9 protein-coding genes and 1 tRNA gene are annotated in these 14,102 nt (G+C 59.5%); 2 read left to right on the top strand and 8 right to left on the bottom strand.

The window, feature by feature from the left end; all coding sequences use genetic code 11:
• Positions 1 to 123: 123 nt before the first annotated feature.
• From E3E11_RS07790 to E3E11_RS07765, 6 genes are all read right to left on the bottom strand, one after another.
• Complete coding sequence (locus E3E11_RS07790) at positions 124 to 837, bottom strand: response regulator transcription factor (protein ID WP_141451885.1); 714 nt, start codon at positions 835 to 837, stop codon at positions 124 to 126.
• 174 nt (positions 838 to 1,011) lie between these two features.
• Positions 1,012 to 2,847: a cation:proton antiporter gene (locus E3E11_RS07785; protein ID WP_141451884.1), complete on the bottom strand. Its 1,836-nt coding sequence runs from the start codon at positions 2,845 to 2,847 to the stop codon at positions 1,012 to 1,014.
• Positions 2,848 to 3,030: 183 nt separating this feature from the next.
• On the bottom strand, positions 3,031 to 4,344 hold the full coding sequence (locus tag E3E11_RS07780; protein WP_141451883.1) for an RsmB/NOP family class I SAM-dependent RNA methyltransferase: 1,314 nt from the start codon (positions 4,342 to 4,344) through the stop codon (positions 3,031 to 3,033).
• Between the two features lie 85 nt (positions 4,345 to 4,429).
• The gene (gene guaB, locus E3E11_RS07775; protein ID WP_141451882.1) at positions 4,430 to 5,920 is read right to left on the bottom strand and encodes an IMP dehydrogenase; all 1,491 of its coding nucleotides are present in this window, start codon (positions 5,918 to 5,920) and stop codon (positions 4,430 to 4,432) included.
• Positions 5,921 to 6,104: 184 nt separating this feature from the next.
• Entirely contained in the window at positions 6,105 to 6,641 is a 537-nt protein-coding gene (locus E3E11_RS07770) for a hypothetical protein (protein ID WP_141451881.1), read from the bottom strand.
• Between the two features lie 383 nt (positions 6,642 to 7,024).
• Positions 7,025 to 7,098: transfer RNA gene (locus E3E11_RS07765), tRNA-Gln, on the bottom strand.
• Positions 7,099 to 7,338: 240 nt separating this feature from the next.
• On the opposite strand from E3E11_RS07765, the gene E3E11_RS07760 reads away from it, so the two are divergent.
• On the top strand, positions 7,339 to 8,190 hold the full coding sequence (locus E3E11_RS07760; protein ID WP_195804968.1) for an RlmE family RNA methyltransferase: 852 nt from the start codon (positions 7,339 to 7,341) through the stop codon (positions 8,188 to 8,190).
• A 76-nt stretch (positions 8,191 to 8,266) separates the two neighbouring features.
• On the opposite strand, the gene E3E11_RS07755 is transcribed toward E3E11_RS07760, so the two are convergent.
• Positions 8,267 to 8,740 (bottom strand): RrF2 family transcriptional regulator, encoded by a 474-nt coding sequence (locus E3E11_RS07755; RefSeq protein WP_141451880.1) that lies wholly within the window; start codon positions 8,738 to 8,740, stop codon positions 8,267 to 8,269.
• 352 nt (positions 8,741 to 9,092) lie between these two features.
• Between E3E11_RS07755 and hmpA the strand changes: the two genes are divergently transcribed.
• Entirely contained in the window at positions 9,093 to 10,319 is a 1,227-nt protein-coding gene (hmpA, locus tag E3E11_RS07750; protein WP_141451879.1) for an NO-inducible flavohemoprotein, read from the top strand.
• Positions 10,320 to 10,420: 101 nt separating this feature from the next.
• Here hmpA and mfd read toward each other — a convergent pair whose 3' ends face one another.
• Complete coding sequence (mfd, locus tag E3E11_RS07745) at positions 10,421 to 14,059, bottom strand: transcription-repair coupling factor (RefSeq protein ID WP_141451878.1); 3,639 nt, start codon at positions 14,057 to 14,059, stop codon at positions 10,421 to 10,423.
• Positions 14,060 to 14,102: the final 43 nt, after the last annotated feature.

Raw genomic sequence — 14,102 nt, 5'->3', positions numbered from 1 at the left:
GTCTGACTGGCAGAGCCTCTTCAGCAGCCACGCGCCTGTTCATCTTCTCCGGCGCTGCATTTCTGCCATAAATTTTTCTGCGCGCCTATCAGATTCTCCACCCGGTTTTCCGCTTGCAGGCGCTCAGCTTTGCCGCTCGCGCGGCAGGGCCAGGCAATATCCGCCCCCCGAAGTCACCAGGAGCTTGGCGCCTTCCAGATCGCGCTCAATTTTCTGGCGCAGGCGATAGACATGGGTCTCCAATGTGTGGGTCGTAACAGCAGAGTTGTAACCCCACACTTCATTGAGCAGAACCTGCCGGGCGACGGGCGCGCCTTCAGCACGATAGAGAAATTTCAGGATGGCCGTTTCTTTTTCAGTGAGATGAATGCGTTGTCCGTTGGTCCGGTCCAGAAGCTGTTTCTTGGCCGGCCGGAATTCATAAGGGCCGATTTCGAAAACGACATCCTCACTGTTTTCAAACAAGCGGAGCTGGGCCCGCAGACGGGCCTGGAGTTCGCCCATGCGGAAAGGTTTGACAACGTAATCATTGGCCCCGGCATCCAATCCCCGAACGATGTCATGTTCATCATCCGACCCTGTCAGCATGATGATCGGCATCCGGTGACCTGTCTTTCGCAATTCGGCACAGAAATCCCGCCCATCACCATCCGGCAGGGTGACATCCAGGAGAATGGCATCAAAGCGCGCATCAGGCGCATTCAGAAGCTGACGTGCTTCCTCAATGGTCCTCGCCTCCTGCACGGCCATTCCGCCGCCTGAACGGAACTGTGCTGCCAGCAGGGGACGCAGGGCATCATCATCATCGACTACCAGAATGGGGCGCCAGGCGGTCATAAGGCTTCCTGTTTGCTGTTGATCAGTTTCCTGAGCAGTCCTGCCAACTGCCTTTGAGGCAAGCTGAAGGGAGATTGGCAGATCATACGGTCCCGAAAGGTATAGCGGCAAATTATGTCAGAGCCTTGCACGCTTGGCCACAGACGCAGACCGATCTGCCCGACCCCGACCAGTTCAGCTGACGCGTTGGGCCGCTTCCGTTTGCTCGACCATCTCTTTGGGCATCATGCAGACCAGCAGATCTCCCGGTTGAGGGGTCAGGGAAGGAGGATCTTCCTCTGAGCAGATGGACATATCACCGCGCCGGGTCATCAGAATATCCATGCAGTGATCGCAGTTGCTCAAGCTCGCCTGATTTTCCTCAGTGACGCGTTTGCTCACAAAACGCCACCCCTTCTGGAAGCGGGTTTCAAACAGGCTCCAGCTCCAGCTTGGCAGGCCCAGGACCTTGCCGCGCGCATCACGGGAGAGGCCGTGATAGAAATCAAGCCGCGCCACGCCGGGACTGACCTGATAAACGCGCTGGCGGCCCAGATGCGGAGCCAGGTGCGCACAGACCACGCCGTTATAGAAACAGTCCCGCGTCACCGCGACCAGATAATCCACCGGTCGTTCTTCAAGGGATTCCTGGCCATATTCTGAAAGAAGCTCCGCCTTCAGGACCGGAATGCCTTTCTGGAGAGCGGGAAACAGGGCATGGGCGCGATTGTCCACCAGCAGCACAGGCACCCCTTCCCGGTTGAGGCAGGCCGCCAGATCGATCGACCAGGGATTGGCCCCCACGATCGCCAGCGCATGCTCGGTTGATTGCGACAGGTGCAGCAGGCGCGCCAGCGGCCCCAGCGTGAAGCCATTGCAGATCATCGTGGCGGCAATCAACGCGAACACAGCCGGCATGATCATGTCAGCTGAGGGATAGCCAACAGCTGAAAGCTTCAGCCCGGCCGCACCGGCAACAGCGGCGGCCACGATGCCGCGCGGCGCGATCCAGCCGACAAACACCCGCTCCTGCCAGGTCATGTTGGTCCCGATCGTGGTCAGGAAAATACCCAATGGCCGCACGACGAACATCAGGCTCAGGGTGAGAAAGAGCACCGGAATGGAAAGGCGTTCCAGAACGCTCCGGTGCAGATCAGCCGTCAGCAGAATGAACAGTACGGAGACAATCAGCACCACCAGGGATTCCTTGGTGCGCCGCAGCTCGTTCATGCCGGCGATATGCAGATTGGACAGGGTCATGCCGAAAATCGTCACGGCGATAAGTCCCGCCCCTTCCAGCTCGATCGTGCAAAGCTGAAACACGATAAGGGCCAGGGTAAGGATGACCGGCACCTTTAGAATCTCGGGCATCAGGTCATGCCGGAACAGGTAGCGGATCAGATAAGCGGGAAGAATGCCGGCCGCAATGGCTTCAAGCCCTGCAAGAGCCATGTCGGGCAGCGTATGGTGCAGCACGATCCGGCCGGCATGGGGCCCGCCTTCCAGAAGCAGAACCTGCAGAACCACCGCTGCCAGAATGGCGCCCAGAGGATCATTGACGATCGCTTCCCAGCGCAGCAGTGAGGCCACGCGCGGCTTGAGCTTGGCGGCCCGCAGCAGGGGCAGCACGACAGTGGGGCCGGTCACGACGATGATGGCGCCGAAAAGGAAAGCGGTGCCCCAGGCGAAATGCCCGACGTAATGAGCGGCCAACGACCCCAGAATCCAGTTGACCGGCAGGGCCAGCATTGTCAGGCGCGCAACTCCCTGCCCGGCTTCGCGCAGTTGGCGGATATCAAGGGCCATGCCGCCTTCAAACACGACAATGGCCACGAGCAGCGAGACCAGCGGATGGAACAGGTCTCCCAACGTGACGGAGGGATGCAGCAATCCCAGGGCCGGACCGAAGAGCAGGCCCAGACCGAACAGAAGAACGATCGCCGGCAGGCGAGCACGCCAGGCGACCCATTGCGCCGCCATGCCGGCGCCGAACGTCATGAGAATACCGAGAAGGATCTGGAAAGCCGTCATGCTGTCATTTTCATCACATATTCATATTTTTACGTATTTCACGCGTGGAATTCTAACCGCCAGCTTCCCCAGGCCTTCTTTGCCCGCCCGGTCTTTTAAACCTGGCTGTTTCCTGAAAGCTCAGAAAAAGGTGTGCGGTGTAAGCTTTCAGGCCTGTGCCGCAAGCCAGCGCCTGAGCTGAAATCAGGCCTCTTCCCGGCGTTTCATGACGCCCACGAAAAAGCCATCTGTGCCGTCACTGCGTGGGGTAAGCGAAAAGCTCCCCTGCCCCTGAAGCTTTGGCGGCAGCAATTTGGAGGCCTCTTGGGGAGAGACAAGGGAAAACTCCGGATGCGCTTTCAGAAAGTTCTTGAGCTGCAACGAGTTTTCAACGTCCAGCAATGAACAGGTAGCATAAACAAGCTTGCCCCCTGGTCTGACCATACGCGCGGCGGTGGCCAGAATCTCAGCCTGTTTGGGCACAAGCTCTTCAATATCCTGCTCGGTCAGGCGCAGGCGCGCATCCGGATTGCGCCGCCAGGTGCCTGTGCCTGAACAGGGCGCATCCACGAGAACGGTATCAAAGCTGCCCGCACGCCGTTTGGCCCATTTGTCCCCTTCAACCAGGAGATGACGTGAGACGTTGTGGACATCGGCACGACGCAACCGCTTGACGGCCCCTTCAAGACGCACCTGCGAGACGTCACAGGCGGTGATCTGGCCACGGTTTTCCATCAGCATGGCAAGCGCCAGGGTTTTGCCGGCGGCGCCTGCACAATAATCGAGCAGCCGCTCACCCGGTTTCGGGTCCGTTGCCGCGGCAACCAGCTGGCTGCCTTCATCCTGGATTTCAACCAACCCTTCCTGGAAGACAGGCGATGAAGTCACCGGCTGACGCCCGCCCATGCGCAACCCCCAGGGGGAGAGCTCGGTCTCCTCCACCTCAAACCCCTCACGTCGCAGCTCACGCAGCGCTTCGGAACGCGTGCCGCGCAGCAGGTTGACCCGCAGGTCCAAGCTTGGCTGCGTCAGCATGGCCTCCATTTCCGGCGCCACCTGATCACCGAAGGACTGCTCGAGATAGGGCGTCAGCCAGTCGGGATATTCCAGCTGAACAGCCTGAGACTGCTTGGCTTCCGTCAGCGTATGGCCCTGGAGCTCATCGAGCATGAGGCGTTCGCGCTCAGTCAGGCGGGAAGGCGCGTAACGCTCACCGCTGAAAAGCGCCTGGACCTGCGCCAGGGGCGTGCCGGAGAAAAACAGCATGGCTGCGCACAGCAAACGCGGCGAAATATCATGGCCGCGTGCTTCAGGCGCGGCACGCAGATGCCAATGCAGCCGGCGCCAGGCGCGAAGAACATCCCAGACCAGGGAGGAAATGGCGCGACGATCCCCGCCGCCGATGAAACGCCGCTCCCGGAAAAAGGCATTAGCCGTGGCATCGGCCGGACGGCGGGGGGCACTCTGAATGGCGCATACCAGTTCAATAGCGGCTGAGAGTCTGGCTTCTGGGGTCATGTCCGCTACCGTACCTTTCTGATCTGCTTCCGCTCTGCATCTCTGCACACAATGGTTTCCGCCGCACCATGCGCACGGGGTTTCCTCAATTCAGCCGGTAGTTCGGCGCCTCACGCGTGATGGTCACATCATGCACGTGGCTTTCACGCAGCCCGGCATTGGTGATCCGACGGAACTGGGCCCGCCGCTGCAGCTCGGCAATTGTTGCCGAACCCGTATATCCCATTCCCGCACGCAATCCACCGACCATCTGGTGCACCACTGCAGCCATGTTGCCTTTATAAGGCACCTGACCTTCAATCCCTTCGGGCACCAGTTTGAGCTTGTCACTGACTTCCGCCTGGAAGTAGCGGTCCGCCGAACCACGGGCCATGGCCCCGATGGAGCCCATGCCGCGGTAAGCTTTGTAGGAACGTCCCTGATACAGGAAAGTCTCGCCCGGGCTTTCCTCGGTGCCGGCCAGCAATGAGCCCATCATCACCACATCCGCCCCGGCCCCGATGGCCTTGACGATATCGCCCGAAGTGCGGATGCCCCCGTCAGCAATAACGGGCGTGTTCAGTTCATGGCAGGCCGCCGCCGTCTCCAATACCGCAGAAAATTGTGGCACGCCCACCCCGGCCACGACGCGCGTGGTGCAGATCGAGCCGGGACCGATACCGATCTTGACACAGTCCGCGCCCGCTTCAATCAGGCTGCGGCCTGCTTCAGGGGTGGCAACATTGCCGGCGATGATCTGCATGCTGCCGTAGCGGTCACGCAGCTTGGCAACGGTGTCCAGCACCCCCTGGGAATGGCCGTGAGCAGTGTCGACAACCAGCACGTCAATCCCGGCCTCGACCAGATGAGCGGCACGTTCAAGCCCGTCCTCCCCCACCCCGATGGCGGCCGCACACAACAGACGCCCCTTTTCATCCTTGATTGCCAAGGGATGGGCGATGGCCTTGTCCATGTCCTTGACGGTGATCAACCCGATGCAGCGATCGGCCTCATCCACCACAAGCAGTTTTTCAATCCGGTGCCTGTGCAGCAGCTCACGGGCTTTTTCAGGATCGGCCCCGTTACGGACGGTGACCAGATTATCGCGTGTCATGAGGTCTCGGACGCGCAGGTTCGGGTCAGTGGCAAACCGCATGTCGCGATTGGTGAGAATCCCCACCAGTCGCCCGTCTTTCTCCACCACCGGCAAACCGGAAATGCCCTGGCGCGCCATCAGCGCATGGACTTCAGCCAGAGTCTGGTCGGGCCCGACAGTGACGGGATTGACTACCATTCCCGATTCAAACCGCTTGACCCGGCGCACGTGTTCAGCCTGCTCGGAGGGGCTGAGATTCTTATGAATGACCCCCAAGCCACCCTGCTGGGCCATGGCGATTGCCATGCCTTCTTCAGTCACCGTGTCCATGGCTGAGGACAGGAAGGGAATGTTCAGCGAGATTTTGCGCGTCAGCTGCGTTGTGGTTGAAACCTGGGCAGGCAGGACTTCGGAAGCGGCCGGTTCAAGCAGAACATCATCAAAAGCCAGAGCGTCACGGATGCGTGCGTAAAGTGGATTGGTCTCGAAATATGCGCTCATGCCGTCGTCCCCGCTCAATGCGTCATGATCACCACGTCCTCATGGTACCCTGGCGATCGTCCGTGTAGCCACTCACCCCTGAGGCGCCGGGCCATTGGCAGGATTTCATAACGCTTTGCAACCGTCCTGACCAGAACCATAATGGTCCTGATCGGTCAGGAAACAATGCGACCGTCATCGTCTCTCACTCAGCCTTCTGCAGACCGTCACTCGTTACCCGCTCGACGATGACAGGTCGGATGCCGCGCCGGAAACGCTGGATATCGGCCTTGACACCATGCGCCTTGAGCCGGATCACATTTCTGCCCTGTTCAATGGCCGTGGGCAGCGCTTCTTCAATCGCCTTGCCGATTTCCTCGTAAGCCCCGAAATTAGCCGCAATCAGGCGTATTTCAGTGCAACCCGGTGAAACCCTGGAGGGAAAGCGGTCGCCATTGCCGAATACCACCCAGATCTTGCCTCTGTAACATCCGGCCAGCTTATGCTCGAGGTGCACGATGAGCGAAGCCCGCACGATATCCTCTTCGGGCCTCAGACCGTAAACTTCCACCATATTGCCATCAGACTGAAAGATCAGTTCAGGCAGCGTTCCAAAATGCAGGGTCCAATTGCCGATCAGTGTGGCTTCCGGTTTCCTGCCTTCATAGGCCCTTGGAACGATCTTGATCGTTTCAGGGGTGTCTGGAACCGTCACGCCAGGCACGGATGTCGTATCAGCCACACTCCAGGCCTTTCGCAGCCCCTCTCCTGTAAGGAGGAGAGCTGAACAGGCCAGTGCAAGGACCGAAACCGGGCGTTTCATAAGCAGCCTCGAGAGAAATAAACCGTTTCTTTTCTCTTCAATAGGCCCAGAAAACCCTGAGATAAACCTGCTGCCCACCAGCCGCCCTTCTCTTCAACAGCACTGTGGCCGCGAAGACGCAGTTACCTTTTGAAACCTTGCAACTACCACCCAAGAAGCAGGAGCGGCCAGTGATTTGGAGACAGGGTTTATAAAAGCTCAATGGCGCAGAGTACACAGAGGACAGAGCGCAAAAAAAGCTTCGGTTATGACCGAAGCTTTAGGATCTCTAACTCATATCAATTGGCGCTTAAGCATTAAACTGGCTGGGAGACCTGGATTCGAACCAGGGCTGACCGGGTCAGAGCCGGTAGTTCTACCGCTAAACTATCTCCCAAGCGGCGACATTCGCGTCGTTGAGTGGTTTCTAGACTCCTCCAGAAAAGAGCGCAAGCTGTTTTTGGGATCTTTCCTGAGATTTTCTGTGCTTGTCTTGCGCAACCCCCAGATAATCTTCCGCTCCAGCGGATGCCCCTTGCCCTTCTCTGGCCTGGGAGACAATAATTCCCCCACCTGGTTTCATTCCTGCCCCTCGCTCAAGCAGCGCGGGCTCTGCCATCTTCCTGGAGGACCTCTCATGGATAACACCCCTGATTCCGCAGAGGGCCCGACAGACCAGCCGGAAAAAGCAGCGTCCGCCCCAGCAGTGCCGACTGCCAGAACAGGCTCCTCGAAACGCATTCCGGGCAAGCCTCTGCGCTCCCGCCGCATTCCGGGCATGCGCGATCCGCACCAGGATACCAGCGCTTCCCGCACCCTGCGCAACAAGGTGGTCAAGGTCAAATCAGCACGCGGCCGCACAACAGCGCAGGTCCGCTGGCTACAGCGCCAGCTCAATGATCCTTACGTCAATGCGGCCCGCCAGCAGGGCTGGCGCTCACGCGCAGCCTTCAAACTGATGGAAATGGATGACCGATTCCATTTTTTCCAGCCTGACATGAAAATCGTCGATCTGGGAGCGGCGCCAGGCGGTTGGGCACAGGTTGCAGCCAAACGCGCCCCGCGTTCAAAAATTGTCGGCGTGGATCTTCTTCCCGTTGATCCCGTACCAGGGGCAGAAATCATCGAAGGGGATTTCATGGCTGACGACATGCCCGAGCGCCTGGAGAAGATGCTGGGCGGACGCGCTGATCTGGTCATGTCGGACATGGCGCCCAATACCACCGGCCATCCAAGCACTGATCATCTCCGCATCATGGGCCTAACCGACAACGCCCTCCACTTCGCCCTGCAGATCACTGCCCCTGGCGGGGCCTTTATCGCCAAAGTCTTTCAGGGCGGCGCTGAAAAGCAGATGCTCGATACGCTGAAAAAGAACTACGCCACTGTCCGCCATGTGAAACCGCCAGCTTCCCGCAAGGAATCGCGAGAGCTTTACGTCATTGCCATGGGATTTCGCGGTCAGCCCGAGACGCAAACGCAGGGCTGAACGTGATAGAGAACAGCCTAAATGAAGTAGTAAGTACCGGAAAAGTTTCAGCGGCGCTTAAGCAGCCGAAGGCACGTCAGGAGGCATTCCGGAGCTCTTCCTGCCGCCGGGCGAGAAGGCGACGCTCATGAGGCGTGATTACATCGGCAAGGGTCTTGCCTGAAAAGGTTTTCAGAAAAGCCAGTCGCGCCTTGTTGAGAACGTTCTTCATCGCACAGCCGCATTCAAGCAGACACTCGAACTCTTTGTTGGAGGCCTTGGACGTCCCTTCGCGCATGCAGCCTAGCAGCACCAGATCGCCTTCCGTATGGCTGATCACATCAAGCAGGCTGATCTCTTCGGGGGGGCGCGCCAGCCGGATTCCGCCTGAACGACCCCGTATGGTCTGGATGAAGCCTTCCTGCCCCAGACCGTGAATGACCTTCACGAGATGATTGACCGATATTCCGTAAACGCGCGCCACTTCCGCCAGGGGAATCAAGCGGTCACTGTTGACCCCCAGATAGATCAGGGTCCTGAACGCATAATCTGTATGTAATGTCAGGCGCATAGCACTCCCCAATCATTTTCAAAGTTATTTAAAGGGCGTTTCCTCAGAAAACGGTTAAAAATTGGTTAAACAGCTCTCTATAGGCCTTCACGGAACAATAGCAGAAGCGTTAACCTGTTTCTTAACTTTTTCGCCCCTGTTGTATTTCTGCGCCGAATCGTTCCGCCCAGGAAAGGGGTGAAAGTTCCTTTCTACCCTGCCGGCGACAGCAGAAGGCGCATTGGGATTCGGGGAAAATTTCTAAAAAATATACTTTACATGTATCTTTATATTATGAAATTCTGAACGTGGAAAGTTAATAATACACTAAAACGATCCAAAACGACATAGCTTCTGCAAGGATTCATATTTCATGGCCCCCAAACCTCTCTCCCCGGAAACCAAAGCCATCGTCAAAGCCTGTGTTCCGGCGCTGGAAGCCAAAGGCGTCGACATTACGCAGGAAATGTACAAACGCCTCCTGGCCAATCCAGAAATCCGCGATCTTTTCAACATGTCGCACCAGAAGGATGGAGAGCAGCAAAGAGCTTTGGCCTTTTCAGTGCTGGCCTATGCCAAGCACATTGATAACCCCGCCCCTCTCGGGCCGATGATCGAACGCATTGCTGAAAAACATGTCGGCCTCAACATCCTGCCCGAGCATTATCCTTACGTGGGTAAAGCCCTTCTGGAAGCCATCGCCCACGTGCTGGGAGACGCTGCCACGCCAGAAATCATGGCTGCCTGGACAGAAGCCTACTGGTTCCTGGCCGACGTCCTGATCGGTCGCGAACACCAGATCTATGAGGATCATGCCCACCAGCCAGGCGGCTGGGTCGGATGGCGTCGCTTCCGTGTGGCTGAGCGCCGGCCAGAAGCGGAAGACATCGTCTCCTTCAAGCTGGTGCCTGCTGACGGCAAGGAAGTCATGCTGCACAAGCCTGGGCAGTATCTGAGCTTCCGCCTGGATGTGCCCGAGCATGGCTCGCAGCGGCGCAATTACAGCATTTCCTCAGCCCCTTCCCATGACCATTACCGCCTGACCATCAAACGCCAGCCGGAAGGTGTGGTCTCCAACTGGTTTTATGACAATGTCCGCGAAGGCCAGGAGCTGGATGTCTCAGCGCCGGCCGGTGACTTCCAGCTCCCTGCTGAGCCGCAGAAGCCCGTCGTTTTCCTGAGTGGTGGCGTGGGTGTCACGCCCATGATCTCCATGATTGAAACGCTGGCTGAAAACGCCAACGCCCCGAAGATGCATTACGTGCACAGCACTCACAGCCCCAAGACAGAAGCTTTCGGAGATCTCATCCGCAAGCTCACTGCCGAGAAGAAAATGACGGCTGACCTGTTCTTCAGCCGTGATAAGGCAGGCGCGCCCGCCACAACCCCCGGAATGGCGGTGCATGAAGGCCGCATCCCCTTTGAGTGGGTCACGACCAATCTGGACCGGACAGCCGATTATTACATCTGCGGGCCGGTCGATTTCCTGGTGCTGATGGTCCAGACCCTCAAGGAAGCTGGATTGCCGACCGAGCAGATCCATTATGAAATGTTCGGGTCTGCTTCCAATCCTTATCTGGCGCTCGACGCTGACGCCTAAGGCCTGAAAAGACCGCGCGCAAAAAGACCGGGGACACTGACAAAGCAGCCCCGGTCTTCAGTTCCCCGGTCTCCAGTTGTTGTAGTGTTTCTTCGCTGTTTTCAGCCCGCCTTCGCCGTATCAGACCCGGCACTCTCCTGCCCCTCGACCTGCCGGACCATCTTCTGAAGGACGCCCAGCACTTTCCGGGCCAGCTTTATACGTACGGAATTCGTCATTTCGCGCACGATCGCCAGTTTCTGGTCGGGCCTGACTTTAGCACCAGCCTTCTGGTTGCGCGCCACCCAGCGCATCAGCCCTTCCGGGTCGGCAAAGCGATTCTGGCGGAACTGGATCACCATACCTTTCGGACCGGTTTCCAGACGCTCCACGCCTGTCTCGCGGCAGAGTTTCTTGATGAGCACCACTTCGAGAAGCGTTTCCACTTCCGGCGGTAGCGTGCCGAAGCGGTCCACCAGCTCCACACGCATCGCTTCCACTTCAGCCTCATTCTGCAGGCTAGCAATACGGCGATAGAGCCCCAGGCGGACCGACAGGTCAGGCACATAGGCTTCAGGCAGCAGCACCGGCAAGCCCAGGATGATGGTGGGAGTCCAGCCCCTCTCCTCTTCCATCTCACGCCCGCGCTCGCGGCGCAGGTCACTCACTGCTTCCTGCAGCATCTGCTGGTAGAGCTCGATGCCGACTTCACGGATATGGCCTGACTGCTCTTCGCCCAGCAGGTTACCCGCCCCGCGCATGTCCAGATCATGTGAAGCGAGGGTAAAGCCGGCCCCCAGTGAATCAAGCGTCTGCATCACTTCCAGCCGCTTCAGCGAAGAAGCCGAGAGAGGGCGCGTCTGCGGCCAGGTCAGATAGGCATATCCCCGCTGTTTGCCGCGCCCGACCCGACCCCTGAGCTGGTAAAGCTGCCCCAGCCCGAACATATCCGCCCGGTGGATGATGATGGTGTTGACGCCGGGCATATCCAACCCGCTTTCGACGATATTGGTGGAAAGCAGAATATCGTATTTCCCCTCCGAAAAAGCGCTCATCACGGATTCGAGCTCGGTCGGGCTCAGGCGTCCGTGCGCTTCGGCAATACGCGCGTCAGGTACGATCTCCTTCAGCCGTTCCGCCATCCGGCCCATATCGGCCAGGCGCGGCACGACGCAGAACACCTGTCCACCCCTGAAACGTTCTCTCTGGATGGCTTCGCGAATCATCACCCGGTCAAAGGGCGTAATGAAGGTGCGCACTGACAGGCGATCCGTCGGCGGGGTTGCGATCAGGCTCATTTCACGCACCCCTGACAGGGAAAGCTGCAGGGTGCGCGGCAAGGGTGTGGCGGAAAGGGTGAGGACATGCACATCCTCGCGCATTGCCTTGAGCTTCTCCTTGTGGCTGACGCCGAAATGCTGCTCCTCATCGATGATCAGCAGTCCCAGCCGGTCGAAAGAGACGTGTTTCGACAGCAGGGCATGGGTGCCGATCACGATGTCGATGGAGCCGTCTGCCAGGCCGGCGCGTACGTTTTCAGCTTCTTTAGGCGTCACCATGCGTGAAAGCTGGGCCACCTTGACCGGCAGGCCTTCAAAGCGTTCCGAAAAACCCCTGAAATGCTGGCGCGCCAGCAGGGTGGTCGGCACCACCACGGCCACCTGCCGCCCTGACATGGCAGCCACGAAGGCGGCCCGAAGCGCCACTTCCGTCTTGCCGAACCCCACGTCACCGCAGACAAGGCGATCCATGGGCACGCCGCTGTTCATGTCCTCAAGGACTTCCGCGATGGCGCGCATCTGGTCCTCGGTCTCCACGAAGGGAAAGCGCGCGCAGAACTCGTCCCACGCCCCTTCCGCCGGCGCCATCAGGGGGGCCTTTTTCATGGCCCGCGCTGCAGCGGTACGGATGAGTTCGCCTGCCATCTCCCGCAGGCGGGTCTTCATCTTCGCCTTGCGCGCCTGCCACGCGGTTCCGCCCAGGCGATCGAGCTGCAGCCCTTCCTGCTCGGCGCCGAAACGGCTGAGGAGATCTATGTTCTCCACCGGCAGCAGCAGACGCTGCTCACCGTCATAGAGAATGGAGAGGTAATCATGCGCCACCCGCCCCTCGGTCACCGTTTCAAGACCAACGTAGCGCCCGATACCGTATTCCTCATGCACCACCAGGTCCCCGGCAGTGATCTCGCCGATCTGCGTGATGAACTCGCTGCTCTTGCGCCGCCGCCTGGGGGGGCGGGCAAGGCGTTCCCCCAGGAGGTCCTGCTCGGAAACAAAAACCTGCCGGTCGCTTACAAAGCCGCGCTCCATCCCCAGCACGACCAGCCCGACCGTCTTGCGGCCCATCGCCGCTGCCTGGGGCCATGAATCGTAGGAAACGGTTTCAATGCCGTGCTCTGCCAGAAGATGGGCGATCCGCTCGCGCGAGCCGCGGCTCCAGGCCGTGACATAAGTGCGCCTGCCTTCCTTGGCCCAGGCTTTCACCTGGGCGCCGAACGCCTCAAACACCCCTTCACGCGCCTTTCCGCCCAGCCCGGCGAACAGGGGTGTCGGGCGGTAGCCCGCATCAATGCCGGACACGAGCTCGGAGCTTCCCGGCGCCCCTCCCTCATAACCGAAGGGAGAAAGCAGGATGGCGGGATGGCGGGCCACCATGGCCTTCCACCCCTCACGGTCGAGATAAAGCCGGTAGGGCGGCAGCGGCCGGTAAGGCGTTTCCCCTTCCTTCACGGCCGCCAGGCGCGCCTGGTAGTGATCAGCGATCATCTCCAGGCGCGCTTCCAGGATGGCAGGCGTATCGCGCTCGAAACTCAGCGCGGCACCCGGCACGTAATCCAGCAGGGTGGCCATTCCGCTTTGAGCGCCGCTTGCGGAGGACGAGGCTTCAGACCCCGCGAAACTTTCATGAAACAGCGGCAGGTAGTGCTCGGCCCCTGCGGCACGCCGTCCTTCAATCACCTGCTGATACAACGTGTCATTGAGCGCACCAGTGCCGAAACTGTCGCGCCAGCCGGCCCTGAAACGCCCGATGCTCTCCCGGTCCAGCGCATATTCAGAGACAGGTCCCAACGCAAAAGCCTCAAGACTGTCGGTTGAACGCTGCGTGGCCGGGTCGAAGTGACGGATTTTCTCCACTTCATCGCCGAAGAACTCCAGCCGGATCGGCTCCTCACCGTCGGCGGGGAAAAGATCGAAAATGCCGCCGCGCGAAGCGAATTCTCCGCGTTCCATCACGGTATCGACCCGCGTGTACCCGGTATCGACCAGCAGCTCGGCCAGCTGCGGTGCGTCCAGCTCTTCACCGACCGTCACCCTGATCGTCTGGCCGGCAAAAACATGTTGCGGCGGCACGCGCTGCAGCAGGGCATGCACGGTTGTCAGAACGATCCGCCCTGCGCGCGGAGCAGGCTCCAGAAGATGGCTCAGCGTCGCCGCCCGCTCCGCCACCAGGGCGGGATTGGGCGAGGCACGGTCATAAGGCAGGCAGTCCCAGGCCGGAAAGCGCAGCACCTCGACTTCGGGCATCAGCCATTCCAGCATTTCCCCCAATGCCGCCATGGAGGCATCATCGCGCGCCACATGCACCAGCGGCGCTTCCTGCTCAGCCAGCCTCTGGCGCAACAGAAAGGCAATGCTGCTGTCAGGCACGGCACGGACAGGCACTCCGAAGCCCTCGGTGTCACTAACGTCACTATCCCCTGCCAGCGCAGGAGAAACAGCAGAAGGGGAAGAATGGTTTTCGGCAGACGGGAAATCAGGCATGATCGAGGCATTCTATAACCTTCAGCCAGATCCCGCGCCAGAT

The sequence above is a fragment of the Oecophyllibacter saccharovorans genome, from assembly GCF_006542375.1.
In the GTDB taxonomy this organism is placed as follows: Bacteria; Pseudomonadota; Alphaproteobacteria; order Acetobacterales; family Acetobacteraceae; genus Oecophyllibacter; species Oecophyllibacter saccharovorans.
The sequence above is the reverse complement of the archived record's forward strand: the minus strand, read 5'-3'. Positions and strand labels throughout refer to the sequence as shown.

Bases quoted from the DNA above. Each gene is read 5' to 3' on its own strand.
- E3E11_RS07790 (WP_141451885.1), bottom strand. From the start codon at position 837: ATGACCGCCTGGCGCCCCATTCTGGTAGTCGATGATGATGATGCCCTG.
- E3E11_RS07755 (WP_141451880.1), bottom strand. From the start codon at position 8,740: ATGCGCCTGACATTACATACAGATTATGCGTTCAGGACCCTGATCTAT.
- E3E11_RS07760 (WP_195804968.1), top strand. From the start codon at position 7,339: ATGGATAACACCCCTGATTCCGCAGAGGGCCCGACAGACCAGCCGGAA.
- mfd (WP_141451878.1), bottom strand. From the start codon at position 14,059: ATGCCTGATTTCCCGTCTGCCGAAAACCATTCTTCCCCTTCTGCTGTT.
- E3E11_RS07785 (WP_141451884.1), bottom strand. From the start codon at position 2,847: ATGACGGCTTTCCAGATCCTTCTCGGTATTCTCATGACGTTCGGCGCC.
- E3E11_RS07780 (WP_141451883.1), bottom strand. From the start codon at position 4,344: ATGACCCCAGAAGCCAGACTCTCAGCCGCTATTGAACTGGTATGCGCC.
- hmpA (WP_141451879.1), top strand. From the start codon at position 9,093: ATGGCCCCCAAACCTCTCTCCCCGGAAACCAAAGCCATCGTCAAAGCC.
- guaB (WP_141451882.1), bottom strand. From the start codon at position 5,920: ATGAGCGCATATTTCGAGACCAATCCACTTTACGCACGCATCCGTGAC.